General features: G+C 27.6%; 10 protein-coding genes. 3 read left to right on the top strand and 7 right to left on the bottom strand.

From position 1 onward, the window contains the following. The first annotated feature begins 98 nt into the window (after positions 1–98). The 3 genes from EXC66_RS01800 (at position 99) to EXC66_RS01810 (ending at position 2448) form a co-directional block, all read left to right on the top strand. Positions 99–506, top strand: a complete 408-nt coding sequence (locus EXC66_RS01800; protein WP_006886665.1) for an MscL family protein — start codon at positions 99–101, stop codon at positions 504–506. Between the two features lie 140 nt (positions 507–646). Continuing rightward, the gene (locus EXC66_RS01805) at positions 647–1870 is read left to right on the top strand and encodes a hypothetical protein (RefSeq protein ID WP_006886666.1); all 1224 of its coding nucleotides are present in this window, start codon (positions 647–649) and stop codon (positions 1868–1870) included. Between the two features lie 14 nt (positions 1871–1884). Next, positions 1885–2448 carry a toxin-antitoxin system YwqK family antitoxin gene (locus tag EXC66_RS01810; RefSeq protein ID WP_006886667.1) on the top strand — a complete coding sequence of 188 codons (564 nt, stop codon included), beginning with the start codon at positions 1885–1887 and terminating at the stop codon, positions 2446–2448. Positions 2449–2503: 55 nt separating this feature from the next. Here EXC66_RS01810 and EXC66_RS01815 read toward each other — a convergent pair whose 3' ends face one another. The 7 genes from EXC66_RS01815 to EXC66_RS01845 all read right to left on the bottom strand — a co-directional run bounded on the left by EXC66_RS01815 (position 2504) and on the right by EXC66_RS01845 (position 16248). Next, the gene (locus tag EXC66_RS01815) at positions 2504–6427 is read right to left on the bottom strand and encodes a putative immunoglobulin-blocking virulence protein (RefSeq protein ID WP_112579113.1); all 3924 of its coding nucleotides are present in this window, start codon (positions 6425–6427) and stop codon (positions 2504–2506) included. 340 nt (positions 6428–6767) lie between these two features. Then, complete coding sequence (locus EXC66_RS01820; protein ID WP_206750136.1) at positions 6768–7649, bottom strand: putative immunoglobulin-blocking virulence protein; 882 nt, start codon at positions 7647–7649, stop codon at positions 6768–6770. Continuing rightward, the gene (locus tag EXC66_RS01825; RefSeq protein ID WP_129622337.1) at positions 7646–10663 is read right to left on the bottom strand and encodes an IgG-blocking virulence protein; all 3018 of its coding nucleotides are present in this window, start codon (positions 10661–10663) and stop codon (positions 7646–7648) included. The genes EXC66_RS01820 and EXC66_RS01825 overlap by 4 nt, the downstream gene beginning before the upstream one ends. A gap of 37 nt (positions 10664–10700) precedes the next feature. Next, entirely contained in the window at positions 10701–12062 is a 1362-nt protein-coding gene (locus tag EXC66_RS01830; RefSeq protein WP_006886671.1) for an MSC_0618 family F1-like ATPase beta subunit, read from the bottom strand. Further along, on the bottom strand, positions 12062–13585 hold the full coding sequence (locus EXC66_RS01835) for an MSC_0619 family F1-like ATPase alpha subunit (RefSeq protein WP_006886672.1): 1524 nt from the start codon (positions 13583–13585) through the stop codon (positions 12062–12064). The genes EXC66_RS01830 and EXC66_RS01835 overlap by 1 nt, the downstream gene beginning before the upstream one ends. Before the next feature lies 1 nt (position 13586). Next, on the bottom strand, positions 13587–15782 hold the full coding sequence (locus EXC66_RS01840) for an MSC_0620 family F1-like ATPase-associated subunit (protein ID WP_006886673.1): 2196 nt from the start codon (positions 15780–15782) through the stop codon (positions 13587–13589). Beyond that, a complete protein-coding gene (locus EXC66_RS01845) occupies positions 15772–16248 on the bottom strand; it encodes an MSC_0621 family F1-like ATPase epsilon subunit (RefSeq protein ID WP_006886675.1) in 477 nt (158 codons plus the stop codon). Before EXC66_RS01845 ends, EXC66_RS01840 begins: the two co-directional genes overlap by 11 nt.

Here is a 16248-nt window from a genome sequence, read left to right on the forward strand (position 1 = left end):
ATAAAAGCAATAATTAATAAATTAAACTATAAAAATATATAAAAAACAATACCATAGTTTTTTGTACTTATAAAATCAAATTAGTATATAATAAATCTATGTTTAAGAAAGCAGTTAAAAGTGCCAAAGCTCACATTCAACGTGGAAACATGTTTATGTTGGCTATTGGTCTATTATTAGGGACAGTATTTGGTGCTGTTGTTAGTTCTTTAGCTAATGATATCATTATGTCATATATTTCAACTAACATCTTAAAATACAATAATTTAGACGATTATATTGTTTCAGGAATGAAAGTTGGTAAATTCTTAGGAGTATTACTTAACTTTGTTATCGTTACATTATTTATTTTTGCTGTGTTAGTTGTATATTACTTATTCTACAATATGAAAAAAGCTAAAGAAGAAAAAGCTAAGGCAGCGGAAGCTCCTGCACCTAAAGTTCCTACAACAGAAGAATTAATTCTTGCTGAATTAAAAGAATTAAACCAAAACATGAAAAAATAGGAGGAATAAAACAAGGACTACCCTTGTTTTTTCATATTTTTCCATGTTTTTTTCACATTATTATTATTATTATTATTATTAGAACATCTATAATTTTTATGGTAATACTAATTTTTACCATAACATAAGAGGTTTACAAAATGAATCAACAAAACAATAAATTATCCGAAGAAATTGATGTAGTAAAAGATGAAAGTGCTACAGATTACTTAAGATACGATATTAAAGAAAACACTATCGAAGAGGAAAGAAACCTTAATGGTGATTTCTTTAGTATGGATTATAAGAAAATAAATGAATATGACCTTTTTTCAGAGGATTTAAAAAGTTTGAGTGAAATTTGAACTCCGATAAGAAAAAATGGTAAGTTTGTGAATTTATTTAAATTTACTGATACTGATGACTCTAGTAAAAATATAAATATAACCGAAATGTCAGAAACATTTGAAGCAAATTGTATTTACATGGAGGTTACATCAAAAACAAAAGAACAAAGAGAGTATTGAATTGGTTTAAGAAATCTTAAAGATGAATTTTTTGGCGATTTAGAATTTCTTAGATATAAAGTCGTTTACTTTTATCTTAAAAACATTAAAGGGTTGATGAACATCTATAATGATAAAGATTACCAAACCCATAATTTTCATGACATTGATAGTAACTTTTATAATTGTTTACAGGAAAGTGAAATTATTAATTACGGTGATGATATCGCACCATTTAATAAGAATGATAAGTTAATATCATCTTTACAAAAACGCTTTATCGAACCATACCTTAGTGAAAATAAGGATGAAGATGTTATTACTAATCTTTATGAATATGTAAAATTCAGAATCGCTATCATTTTAAAGAATATGGCTGAGTTTAATCTACGTTCTAAAAAAGATAATACAAAAATTATTGAATTATCTGAATATGATGAAAAAACATTCTATTCAATTAAAAAACGAAGAGATTACTTTAAGAAACTTGTTTCAAAAATTAAAAGAGATACCATTATTTCATTAATTTTATTAGTATTTTGATTGGCATTCTTTATTACAGCATGTAGTATTTTACCAGCTCCAAATAACTGAATTAAGCAAAATTGAAAATCGGTTGATACATATATTTATATTGGTGTAGGTGCGCTTATGATTATTTTAGTTTTTGTTCTATACTTCAAGGTTTTAACTTATTATAGTGTTAATATTATGTCTAAAATAATTGAATATAATAACACTAAGAAGAAAGATGAAAAAGTAAATGTCTACAGTGGTATAGAGCTTAGTGATATTTATAGAAAATATCTCTCAAAAATAACTTATTTCTTCACAATAATTGTTAGTTATCCAAAAGTTAAAAGAATTACTAAACAATAATACGAGGTAAAATAATGAAAGCAATTTATAATAAAAATACAAATACTATTGTAGTTAAATTCAAAAGTACTAATGGTACAATCAAAAAAGATGAATTAAAAATTCTACCACTAAATGATAACAAAACATATGTATTAAACGGGGAAAGAAAATTAAGTAATGAAAAAGATGGGTTATTGGTAAAATCATATTATAATGAAAAAGGACAACTACATGGTGAGCAAACCGAATATTACGACAATAATAGAGCATTCCAAAATGTAAAAAGAATAACTAATTGAAATAATAACCGCAAACATGGAGTTGAAACATATTATTATGAATCTAAAACAACAGAAAAATTATACAACTGAGAAAACGGCCTAGCAAATGGAATTTGATATGAATACTATGATATTAAAATAGATGGTGTAACATATAAAAAATCACAAAAGACATACAAAAATGGAGTTAAACACGGTAAATTTAATGAGTGATATGAAAATAAAGATGAAATGTCACCAACTGTTTACTATCTAAATGGAAAGAAAGTGACTGAGCCTGATTTCATACAAAATAATAATAAGGATATATATTAAGAACCTATGTGGTTCTTTTTATTTAAAAAGTGCGAAATTTATTCGCACTAAGATATTATTTAACACTAATATTTCAACCATAAGTGTTAAAACTTGATACAAGTGAAACCATGTTAGGGTCATCCACAACAATTTTCTTGAAGATATTTCTTCCTGCACTAATAGCGGCAGCTAGTTGTGTACCTCAGCCTTGTTCCAAACTTGAAGCATTTCCTGAGATATATAGAGTATCAACATTTCTATTATCAGGGGTTATAAAATGGAATTTACCATAGTCACTAGGATGTTTTACAATTAAAGCACTAAATTGAGATCTAGCTAAATCTGATGATTTAATTTCAAAGACATTATTTTCATTTCATAATGTTAAGTCATAAAAGACTTTACCGTATAAATTCATATCCTTTAGCGTTCTAATATTTCTAACGTTTGAAAAATCTAAATGAGTAATTCAACTTCCTTCACCTCAATAACCTTGGAATACTCTTAAGTCATATTTATCTTGGAAAGCAATTTTTAGACCTTGATTAATTGTTGTTATATTATCAACATTATCAAATTTAAGTACTTGGAAGGTAATTGAGGTAGTCTTAAGTGCGTCTGGACTAACTTTTCTTGGATCGATATCATTGTTGTAGTCATATGGCACAAAGTCTACTCCTTTTAGTGCATTAGGGTTGATTGCTCAATCTTTATCTAAACCAAGCAATCCATTTTGATTTGTGTACAATTCTATTTCTTTAATATGCTTATCTTTAAGAGCTATTAAAGAACTTGTGTCTTTACCTTCGAAGAATAATGTAAGTTTTTGAACTGTGTTTGGTAATGATTTAAATACATCTTTTAGATCAGAAGGAGCTCCAAAACCACCAATATTTCTTATTACTATACCATTTATACCACCAGATAATTTTCCTTGTAATTTTTGAATATCAGATTTAAAATTAGCGTATGATTGAGCATCCTTTACATCAACGTCCAAAATATTAAGAGTTTTACCATTTTTTGTATAACTATATACTTTACTTGAGCCTGATAAACTTGTTGAGTAAGAACTTGAGACATCTCTTTTTTCTCAACCAGGGAAATTACCTTTTTGGATAGATTCAGGATCTCTAGAGTATCAAGTGTCATAATTCATAACACGTTTTGTACTATTTTGATCAACGATCTTTTTAATAACCGGACTATCTAGAGGATTAGGATATGTTCACGATCCACCACCTTCAACATATCAAACTTGTTTACCACCGCTATAATTCATAGAAATTCTATTTAAGAAACTTAAATCAGGAGCCATACCCTTAGCGGCATATGAATTTATTTCTCTTTTAACGTTTTCAAGTCATAATCTAAAATGTAAAAGAAAATCTCTACCAGGTTCTTGTCATTTTGCTCTGTAATTTTTAATATAATCAACTCATAGATTTGTGTTAAACTCACCAATACCTTGTTTTTTTAGAGCATCTCTAAATGCTTTCTCATCATTAAATCCATCTTTACCAATTGCTGTAAAAAGTGTATCAATAAATTCTTTCGTTCCTTTTAATGAATCTTCAGTAATTTTTTCAGCATTCATATCTTTATATTTTTCTCAATCTGGATTTTTATGATCAGGAATATTAACATCTTCAGGATTAATAGGTTTACCTGCAATGTTTGTTTTATTTGAAATTAATGAATTATCAATAGAAGGTCGATCTGGTTGATTAGGAGTAGGTTCGGGAGTAGGTGTAGGTTTAGAAGGTTCTGGTTGAACCGTTGGTTCTTCTGGAGTTGTAGGAACTTCAGGTTCAACTGGTAAAGTTGGTTCGGGTAATATAATAACTTCACTTTTCTTCTTGATTTTAACAAAAGCTGTATTTCTATCGGTATTTGCAACAACAACCTTACGAGCTTCATTTTGATCAAAAGCTTCATAACCACTAGGCATATATCTGATAACAGGAATTTCATCATCAACACTTTCTAGTCTTGAAAGTGGTTCTAAAATTGTTCCATCTTCTGAGATTCAATTGATGTAAATAAATCCCATTCTAGGTGGAGCTGGCCTTATTTGGTTTTTAACTATTTCAATTTTATTTGTTTTTCCTACATTAATTACTTGTTCGGGATTTTTAAGTTCATACCCTAAAGGTATATGAGGTCTTACATCTATTTTTGCATTATCAAGTGATGAAATAGTTTTAGTACCAACTTCTTTTGAATTAAGAATAAAAACTAATTTAGTTGAAACAGTTTCATGAATTTCTTCAACTTTTTTAATTGCTATCTCATTTCTTTGTCCAGTCGTTATGCTTGTGTTAGGATTAACTAGAATGTAATTATTAGGTAAATAGTTTGAAGCTGAAATTATTTCATCATCATTAGTAGAAATAGTTTTTTCAGAAATTACATCATCACCTTCTTTATAAACTAAAGTGGTAGAAACTAATTTTTTCTTAGGTTGAATTCCTATTCTATTTTCCTTACCATAACTAATTTCATAATTTTGTTTTACAAATTCATAACCTTCAGGTAAAAATTCTTTGTAATCTATAGTTTCGCCTTCAGGTTTTTCGATTGCTTTTTTAAGAATTTCTACATTATCACTTACATAGATTAATGTTGTAGTTACCATTCTAACTTCAACTTCGTTTGGTTCGATGTTAATAATATTTTCAGCTCCAATATTAACTTTAATACTTTGATCTACTAAATGATAATTAACTGGAACATAATTAATATCCTTAATTGTTAAATTTGAATTTTCTAGCAATTTAAAAACTTTAGTTTCGATGTTTTTGTTATTGTATCTAAAAATTATTGTAGTATCAAGTGTTTTAGGTTGTTCAACTTCTTTTTTAGCAACTAAAATTTCATTATCTTGTCCAGGGTAGATAAGTTGAGTTGAGTCAACTAAATCATAACCTTCAGGTAAATATGAAACAGGATAAATGAATTCTCCTTTTTTAGTTTGGACTTCAATTTCAAAAACCTTAGAGTTAGTCTTATTATCTTTATAAATTAATTTTGTAATAACTTTTTCGTCTTTAATAAGAGTATCATCAAATATTTCATTTTCATCTTCAGGATTTTCAGGTGTTGGTGGATTAGTTGGTTCAACAGGAATAGGTGTAATTTGAATTAAGTTGATTTCACCTAAATTTACTTTAACATTCTTATCAACTAATTCATAACCGCTTGGTAAATACTCTCCAGCACTGATTGTTGCATCTTTTTTAGTTTTAACTTCGATTTGTTTTATTAAATTAACTTCATAAAAATATTTTAGTGTAGTAGTTACTTCATCACTAACTTCCTCAGTTGGACTTTCAGGTTTATCAATTATTTTAATTAAGTTAATTTCATTATTTTGGTTAATGGTAACTTCAAAAGATTCATTCTCTAGTTTATATCCTTCTGGAATATATCTAGAGAGGTTTATTTTTTCATCATTAACTGTAGTAACTGTTTCAGTTTTTATTACTTGATTTTCAAATTTAAAAATTAATGTTGTTTTATAAGTTAAATCTTTAACAATTTCTTTAATGAATACTAAGTTTTCACTATTTTTTTTTAATTCAGTATTTTTATTTAGTAATTCATATCCTTCTGGTACACTTAAAATTAAATTGAATGATTCAAAATCACTATCATTTAATTCTATAGTGTCACCAATTTGAGTTTTTGTTGAATCATTTAATAAAAATTTTATTGTTGTTTTTTGTTGTTTATCATCATCTTTATTTGAACCTGGTGTTTCAAGTTTTGGAAGGTTATTATCTCTGTTAGATAAGTTTTTGTCATTAGTTGAAACACCATCTTGAAGTGTTGAATCAGTTCCATCGGTTCTTTCGCCAAGAGTATCAAACTTTTTATTTACATTATTTTGCGGATTACGAGCGTAAACACCCATTGTAAAGACACTTGAAACAGCCACAACAGCTATTGTGGACATTCCTAAATAAAATAGTTTCTTTTTAGTAATTTTTCTCATAAAACACCTTTCTTAAGATACAAAGAGTAATTTATTTAAGGTTAAATAAATACTTAGTATTCTGTAATGATAATTTTATTTATATTCCTTTATCTTTATTTTACATTAAAAATATAAATATTTTTAAAAATAAGGTTTTAGTCTAAAAGAATAATAATTTACATCATTCTCAGTTGTTAAAAATAGAAACTAAGTGTATAAAGCTCATGTGTATATCATCAAAATGCATATACAAATATAGTTAAATTATTGCTCAATATAGAGTTTTCGATATACAATCTTAATAAAAAATAAAACAAAAGCACAAATGCTATTATCTGTGCTTTCATGTTTACTTAAGTTATTTAACATTAATAGGTCAGTTGTATGTATTAAAACTAGAAACAAGTGAAATCATATTAGGATCGTCAACAACAATTTTCTTAAATATTTTTCTTCCTGCACTAATAATCGCATCCAATTGAGTTCCTCATCCTTGTTGTAAATCTGAAGCATTTCCAGATATGTGTAAAGTATCAACAGTTACATTATTTGGTGTAACAAAATGGAATTTACCATAATCGTTTGGGTGTTTTACAATTAATGCACTAAATTGAGAGCTTGATAAATCAGCTGTTTTAATTTCAAAACTATTATTTTCGTTTCATAATGTTAGATCGTAAAATACTCTACCATATAAATTCATACCTTTTAGTGATCTTATATTTTTAACATTTGAAAAATCTAAATGAGAAATTCAACTTCCTTCACCTCAATAACCTTGGAATACTCTTAAGTCATATTTATCTTGGAAAGCAATTTTTAGACCTTGATTAATTGTATCTAGGTTATCTACATCGTCAAATTTAAGTACTTGGAAGGTAATTGAGGTAGTCTTAAGTGCTCCATCTGAAACTTTGGTAGGATCCACGTCATTATTATAATCATATGGAACAAATCCAACGCCCTTAAGAGCATTTGGGTTAATTGCTCAATCTTTGTCAAGACCTAAAAGTCCATTTTGACTTGTATATAACTCAATTTCTTTAATGTTTTTATCTCTAAGAGCAATTAATGAACTGGTGTCCTTACCTTCAAAGAATAATGTTAATTTTTGAACTGTTTCAGGTAAAGAGTAAAATACATCTTTTAAATCAGAAGGAGCTCCTAAGCCACCGATATTTCTAACCACTATAGCATTAATACCACCATCAGAAGATAAACTTCCTTGAAGTTTACTTAAATCTGATTTAAAGTTTGTGTAAGATTCTCTATTTTAACATCAACTTCAAGAACATTAAGACGTTTCCCATCTTTAACATAACTATAAACTTTACTTGAACCTGAAAGGCTAGAACTATAACTTGATGAGATGTCAGACTTGGTTCAACCTGGATAATTTCCTTTTGCTATATCAGCTGGACTTCTGAAGTAGTAGGTGTCATAGTTCATTACACGTCTATTTTTATTTTGATCAATCAATCTAGATGTAACTGCATTTTCTGAAGGATTAGCATGTGTCCATACACCTCCACCTTGAGGGCTTCAAATTCTTCCTGAACTTGTATCTCTAAATGATAGTCTATTTAAGAAAGCTCAATCATACACAAGACCTTTTTTAGCAAATTCTCTAGCTCCTCTTTTATATAGCATAATTGCATCTTTGAATAAACTTAAAGCAGAGCTTTTATCGGCTTTAAAGAACTCAACTCATGTATCAGCAGATCATGAAGTAGCTCCTAAGTTTTGAACAGCTTTTTTAAAAGCTGCTTCATCTAACTCACCATTATTAAGTGCTGAATTTAATGCATCAACTAACTTATCACTTTTATCTATTATAGAACTTGATACTTCAGTTGTTTTATTTTTAAAACTCTCTAAATATTCATTCGTTAAATCACTAACATTAACTGAGTTAGGGTTTATTCGACTACCAGAAATACTTGATTTTTTCGAAATTAATGCAGTATCTATTGATGGACGTTCAGGTTGACTAGGAGTTGGTTCAGGAGTAGGTGTAGGTTTAGAAGGTTCTGGAATAACTTCTGGTTCTTTTGGAACTTCTGGTTCTACAGGTAAAGTTGGTTCAGGCAATATAACGACTTCAGATTTTTTCTTAATCTTGACAAAAACTGCATTTTTATCTTTATTATTTGCGATAACAACCTTTTCTGCTTCTTTTCTATCAAATGCTTCATAACCTTCAGGCATATACTTAATAGCAAGAACTTCTTCATCTTTATTCTCTAGGGCTTGTATATTTTTAAATTGTGTTCCATCTTCTAGGATGAAATTGATATAAACAAATCCTTTTTGTGGTGGTGCTGATTGGATTTTATTTTTTACTATTTCAATTCTGTTTGTTTGTCCTGTATTAATTACTTGATTAGGATCTTTAAGTTCATAACCTAAAGGAATATGTGGTTTTACATCAATTTTTTCATTATCAAGAGATGAAATAGTTTTAGTTCCTACTTCAACATTATCGAGAACAAAGACTAATTTAGTTGAAACTGTTTGATGAACTTCTTCAACTTTTTTAATTGCAATTTCATTTCTTTGACCTGGAGTTACGGTAACTTTAGGATCGACTAAAGTGTAATTGTTTGGTAAATAATTTGAAGCTGAGATAATTTCATTTTCATTAGTCGTGACTGTATTTTCAGCAATTATTTTTTCACCTTCTTTATAAACTAAGGTAGTAGAAACTAATTTTTTCTTAGGTTGAATTTCTATTTTATTTTCCTTACCATAACTAATTTTATAATCTTGATTTACAAATTCATAACCTTCAGGTAAAAATTCTTTGTAATCTATAGTTTCACCTTCAGCTTTCTTAATTTCTTTTCTAAGAATTTCTACGTTTTTACTTACGTAGATTAATGTTGTAGTTACCATTCTAACTTCAGCTTGATTTGGTTCAATTTTAATAATATTATCCACCCCAACATTAATTTTAGTAGTTTCATCAACCAAATGGTAGTTAAATGGAACATAACTTATATCTTTGATTGTTAAATTTGCATTCTCTAATAATTTAAAAACTTTAGTTTCGATATTTTTTTCATTGTGCTTAAAAATTATTCTAGTATCAAGCATTTTAGGTTGTTCAACTTCTTTTTTGACAACTATAATTTCGTTATCTTTACCAGGAAATATAAGTTGGTTTGGGTCAACTAAATCATAACCTTCTGGTAAATATGAAATAGGATAAATGAATTCACCTTTTTTAGTTTCAACATCTATTTCCAAAACCTTTGAGTTATTCTTATTATCTTTATAAATTAATTTGGTGATAATTTTTTCATCTTTAATAAGAGTATCATCAAAGATTTCGTTTTCATCTTCGGGATTTTCTGGTGTTGTTGGATTAGTTGGTTCAACAGGAATAGGTGTAACTTTAATTAAATTAACTTGGCCTAAATTGACCAAAACAGTTTTATCAACCAATTCATAGCCGCTTGGTAGATACTCTCCAGCGCTGATTGTTGCATCTTTTTTAGTTTTAACTTCAATTTCTTTTACTAAATTAACATCATAAAAATATTTTAGTGTAGTGGTTACTTCATCACTAACTTCTTCAGTTGGGTTTTCGGGTTTATCAATTATTTTAATTAAGTTAATTTCATTATTTTGGTTAATAATAACTTCAAAAGATTCATTCTCTAGTTTATACCCTTCCGGAATATATCTAGAGATGTTTATTTTTTCATCATTAACTGTAGTAACTGTTTCAGTTTTTATTACTTTATTTTCAAATTTGAAAATTAAGGTAGTCTTATAAGTTAAATCTTTAACAACTTCTTTAACGAATACTAAGTTTTCACTATTTTTTTCTAATTCAGTGTTTTTATTTAGTAATTCATATCCTTCTGGAACATTTAATTTTAAGTTAAATGATTCAAATTCATTATCACTTAGCTCAATTGTTTTTCCAATTTGAGTTTTTGTTGAATCATTTAATAAAAATTTTATTGTTGTTTTTTGTTGTTTATCATCATCTTTGTTTGAACCTGGTGTTTCGAGTTTTGGAAGGTTGTTATCTCTATTAGATAAGTTTTTGTCATTAGTTGAAACACCATCTTGAAGTGTTGAATCAGTTCCATCACTTCTTTCGCCAAGAGTATCAAACTTTTTATTTACATTATTTTGCGGATTACGAGCGTAAACACCCATTGTAAATACACTTGAAACAGCCACAACAGCTATTGTGGACATTCCTAAATAAAATAGTTTCTTTTTAGTAATTTTTCTCATAAAACACCTTTCCTAAAATACATGGGTATTTTAATTTTTACTTAAGCAAATCATCTACAGTGCTAATGTATAAAAATCTCTCTGGTTCTACATCATTAAATTCACCGTTAATGATTCTAATAACCGAATCCACAGTATCCTCTAATTTAACATAAACTCCTTTTTCATGAGTAAAATGTTCAGTCATGAAAAAGTATTGTGAGAAGAAGTTTTGCAATTGAAGAGCTTTTTTAACGGTAATTTTACTTTCATCATCAAGCTCATCAATTCCAAGAATTAATATAACATCTTCAAGTTCTTTATATCTTTGAAGAATTTTTTTAGTTTCAACAATAGCATCATAGTGTTTTTGTCCAATTATCATCGGATCGATACTTGAAGAACTAGATGCTAAAGGATCAATTGCAGGGAAGATATTTTTTGCTGTAACTTCACGTGATAGAACTAAGTTACCACCTAAGTGTTTAAATATCGCTACAGCTGATGGCTCAGAAAGATCATCCATAGGTAAGAAAACTGTTTGGAAGGATGTAATATTACCGTTTTGGTTTGCGAAAATTCTATTTTCAATACTTGAAATTTCAGTGTTTAAAGTAGATTGATATCCACCAAGTGATGGTTTCTTATCTAAAGAAGCCGAAATTTCATTTCCTGCTTGAAGAAAACGAAAGATATTATCGATAAAAAGTAATACATTTTCTTTTTCAACGTCTCTTAGATATTCAGCAGCAGTAATTCCTATTGGAACAATACTCATTCTAGCACCAGCTGACTCATTCATCCTTGAGACATATAAAATTGAGTTGTTCATCAAATTAGATTGTTCTAGATCATCTTTAAGTTCAATTGCTTCACGAGAACGTTCTCCAGAACCGATAAAAATTGAGCTAGTTTTTTCTTGATTTTTTGATAGGTTAAAAATTATTTCCTTCATTAAAACTGTTTTTCCAACACCAGCTCCACCAAAGATACCAATTTTAGCACCTTTGATAATAGGAATAAAGAAGTCAACTGCCTTAATTCCTGTTTCAAGAATTTCGGGGTTGTATTTATAATTGTGATTTTTAATAATTGTTGAATCCATTTCAACATAATCAAAATTATTTAAGGTTGGATTATTTAGTGACTTACCGCTAAAATCAAAGACATTTCCTTTAGCTTTTTGACCTACAGGTACCATAAATGATCTATTTAAACATTTAACTTCTTGGTTAATATAAAATGGTGTTTCATTATAAATTATCATCGCTAGAAGATTTTTTTCATCAAGAACTTTTTTAACCATTAAGTAATTTTTGTTATCTTCAGTAAGAATTAATGTATTAATTTTTGGTAATTGTTCATTTGTAAAACTAACTTGTACAACGTCAGTTCAAATTTTGGTTATTTTTGCAGACATTATTTAACTCCTAACTTTTCGATTATATTATTAATAATTTCTTTTCTTAATGGAATGAATTCTTTTTGAACTTTGATACTTCAATTTAGTCCTAATTTGTCACTAAATTGCTTTAGAGAGCTTTTGAAAAATTCAGAAACTCTTGGGTCTAGCACTTTAGTATCCTTTGTGCTTTCGAAAATTTTTCTTGCTGTTTCATCTTGTTTGATCAATTCTTGACAGAATTTCAATGCTAGTTGGATATCTTTAACACCAATTAAACAATTTCATGAAATTAACTCAGAATTTAGTAGTAAGTCCTCTTCTGAATAAACCGAAACACCTTTTTGATTGAACATCTCTTCAATTAAAATTCCATTTTTAATTAAATTATTAGTTTGTTCATTTAAGTCGTATTTTAATGAAGATAATTTTGTTTGTCTACGGTAAGCTTTGTAAATTTTTCCAATTTTTGAAGCAACTTTGGCTATTTGCTTGCTTTGAACCATTCCTCCAATACGTGATACTGATAAATCAATATCTACAGCTGGATATTTACCTGAAGCAAAAATTTCACTATTTGTTACAATTTGTCCATCTGTAATACTAATGATATTTGAAGAAATAAGTGAGGTTATATCGTTATCAACCGTTTGAAGAATAGGTAATGCTGTTATACTCTTTCTATTACTGAATTTCCCACTTCTCTCAAGCAATCTTGAATGTGCATAGAACATATCACCAGGGAAGGCTTCCTTACCAACAGGTTTATTAGTTAAAAGTGCCATTTCACGGTAAATATTTGCATGAGTTGTTAAATCGTCAAAAATAATTAATACATCATTTTCATAACTTAAATTCTCTGCATGTGCCATAGCTACATATGGAAGTAAAAATTGTGAATATGGTTGATCTGAATCAGCTTTAATAATAATTGTTTGATCGAGAGCACCATTTTGCTCAAGTAATTTATATACGGTTGACAATTGTGAGTGTTGTGCTCCTATAGCCGCATAAATACATTTAACATTTTTATTTTTTTGATTAATGATAGTATTTAATGCTATAAATGTTTTACCCGTTTTTCTATCTCCAATGATCAATTCACGTTGTCCTTTACCGATAGGTACAAGTAAATCAATCGAAATATAACCAGTATTAAGTTGCTCATTTAGTGAACGATAAGTCATTAAATCATTTGGCTTGTTAAAAATGTTTGACTCGTATCTTAAGTATTCGGGAGTTTCTTTAGTTAATGCTGGATAAATAATATTGTTTTCAATATCAATAATTTTTCCAAAGAATTTTTTAGAAGTTTTAACCAAATTACTTTCATTACTTAAAATAAATTCATCTTCTATTTTTAAGTTGCTTGGGTCGGTGTTAACGATACAGAATGCTTTGTTTTCAGAAGCTGAAATTACTAAGGCTTTAATGTTTTGATTATCCTTGTGTACTAAACGCTCATTTTGAACAAAATTATGTTCTCCATTTAGTTCGATTATATAGTCAAATATTGCTTTAATTTGAATTTTATTTGCCATATTATAATCCTCCATTTCCTATTAAAATTAATATTATCGATGTGATGATTGTTAATGCACTTACTAATCAAGAAAGAACTAGACTAGCTTTAATTTTAGAATTTGTGTTTTTGTTTCTTTTATATTTAAATATTTGCAATGCAGAAGTAATAGCTGAAAGTAATATACCAACTGCTAAAATTATATACCCCAGAATTCTAAGCAAGAACAAGTCTGACTTAGGTTGTTTTACTGGGTTTATCTCAAGATTTCTAAAGGCCTCAGTAAATCTTTGAGTGATATTTTCACTATTTGAAAGATCTTCATTAGTTAACTTCTTAGTGATAGAGGTAACTGTTGAGATATTTCTAAATTGGTTTTGTACTCTTTTAACTTGTGAAAGGTACTCATCATATTCACTAATAATTTCGGCCGGATTAGATATATTAATTATTCCAAATAGATAATTAATATCTTTATTTAAGGCTCGAATGACCTTTTCAATTTTTTCTTTATCTTGAGCTTTTTGAGCTTTAGCTTTATCATTTTTAATTATTATTTTATCTATGTTATATACAATAACATCTTTATTTGTGTCAATGAATGAAACATATTCATTAAATAATTCTTGATATGCACGAGAGAGATAATTTCAAAAATTAATTCTATTGATATATGAGCTAAAATGTGAACTTAGCAATAGATATTTAATATCATGTCTAAAATCACTGTTTTTATCCTTGCCCACCTTATCATAAAGTGCATCTGCACTAAGATCTTTATACTGAATTAAATAACTTGAAATTATCTTGTTAATTTCTTTTATAAATGAGGAATCATTGTAGATTCTAATTGATTCAAAAATCATATTAAACACTGTGTTAGATAAAATCTTTGTATTACCTAATTTTTTAAGGTCAATTTTTCTATTAAGTCCTAAGCTATCATAAAATTTAAGATAAATTTCATTTACTGTATCAATTTTAACTTGCTCAAGAATCGTTTTTTTCTTTGTTGATTCTTTTTTTACTTCAGATTCATAGGTAATTTCTTTATTGTTGACAGTATCTTTGATTTTAACATCAGCAAATAATTTATTATCTACATTTTTAAGTTTTATAACCTTGTATTCAAACCTAGTATTTATTGGATTATTAAAGTAGAAAAACTTACTTAATTCTTCTTCATTTTGATTGAATCTACCAGCATCATCAGTTATATTGATTGAATCGTAAAATTCATAATTTATGTAAGGGCTAAATCTACCAACATTTTCTTGTCCAATTTTAGCATCAAAAGGGTCAACGTTAGCCTCAGAATCAGTGGCTGGTGGTACTATTTCTGGTACTGAAGGTAGAATTGGTTGCTCTTCAGGTTTTTCCTCTTCCTCACTAACATCTTCTTTTTCTATTTCTTTATTTTTTCTTAAGTCATATGCTGTAAATCTAGGTTTAATTTTTCTAATAATATAATCGTCTCAGTCTTGATAATTTTTTGGAACAGTTAATTCAAGAACGTTAGTTTCAGGGTTTTTGTCAATATTAACTGTTCCATCTTTATCAATAACACTTTGTAAATCTAATCTTGGAAAATCTTCTTTGTTTGCAAAATATCTGTCAAAATCCGCTTCTAGTTCACTGAAGTACTTATCACTTTTAGAGTTGATATCTTCTAATTTGTTTGAGTTTACAATTTTTGGAACAGTTATTTCTCTGTTAATATCTGGATCATCAATAAAATATTCATAATTATATTGATCGGAATCTGCTATTTTTACTTCGGTATATGACTCACCATTGTAATCAATATTTGCTTCTGAGAGAGTTTTATTATTTGCGATAATTCTAGGATAAACTATCACAATTCCTTTATTTAGATAATTTGTGAGAATTTCATCCTTATTTTTACTTAAAAAATTACTTAGGTATTGCATGTATAAACTCTCAATAATTTTTTCAGCAAAGTTATCTCCGTTATTATCTATTTCTGAGAGTAAATTACGACTTCTAACTTTATACTCTTCAATTTTTTTCTCAACAATTTTTGTTAAGAATTCTTTGATTTTTTTGTCAATAACATCTCTAAATTGATCAAAATCAGGGCTTACTGTGCCACTTGAGTTATTGTTCTCTGTGGCTTCTGTAGTTGCTGATAAAGTTAATAAAGGAAGTGTAGAAGATGAAACTGTTAATAATAATCACGATAATTTATTTTTCATCATACTCCTTTTCGTATACTAATTTAATAGAAAAATCAAATAGTGCCTTATACAAATATAATTCATCTTTAAACTCTTTAATTTTTTCAAAAGTGTTTGAAGCAATATTAAGTTGTTTTAATGATTCGAAATATTTGATCTTGGAATTTAATTCATTAATTTTGTCTCTATAGCTTATCATTAAATCTTTTTCAATGTATTTATCATATACATATTGGCTAAATTTTCCATAGTAATGCACAGAAATGGTTTCGTTGATATTTTCGATAAAGACGTTATTTAATATAAAATAGTAATATTGTTCTTCTGTTGTTTTAATTCTTAAAAAAGTTTTTTTAAAACTTGCAACAGAAGGAGAAGAAATTTTTATCCAATTATTATCTAATTGAGTACATGAATGAACTTCAGTTATATTAAAAGAAGTTTCATTACCATTTTGTGAGATAAATATAATTTTCTTTTCCAT

This window comes from Mycoplasmopsis anatis, assembly GCF_900660655.1.
Taxonomy (GTDB): Bacteria; Bacillota_I; Bacilli_A; order Mycoplasmatales; family Metamycoplasmataceae; genus Mycoplasmopsis; species Mycoplasmopsis anatis.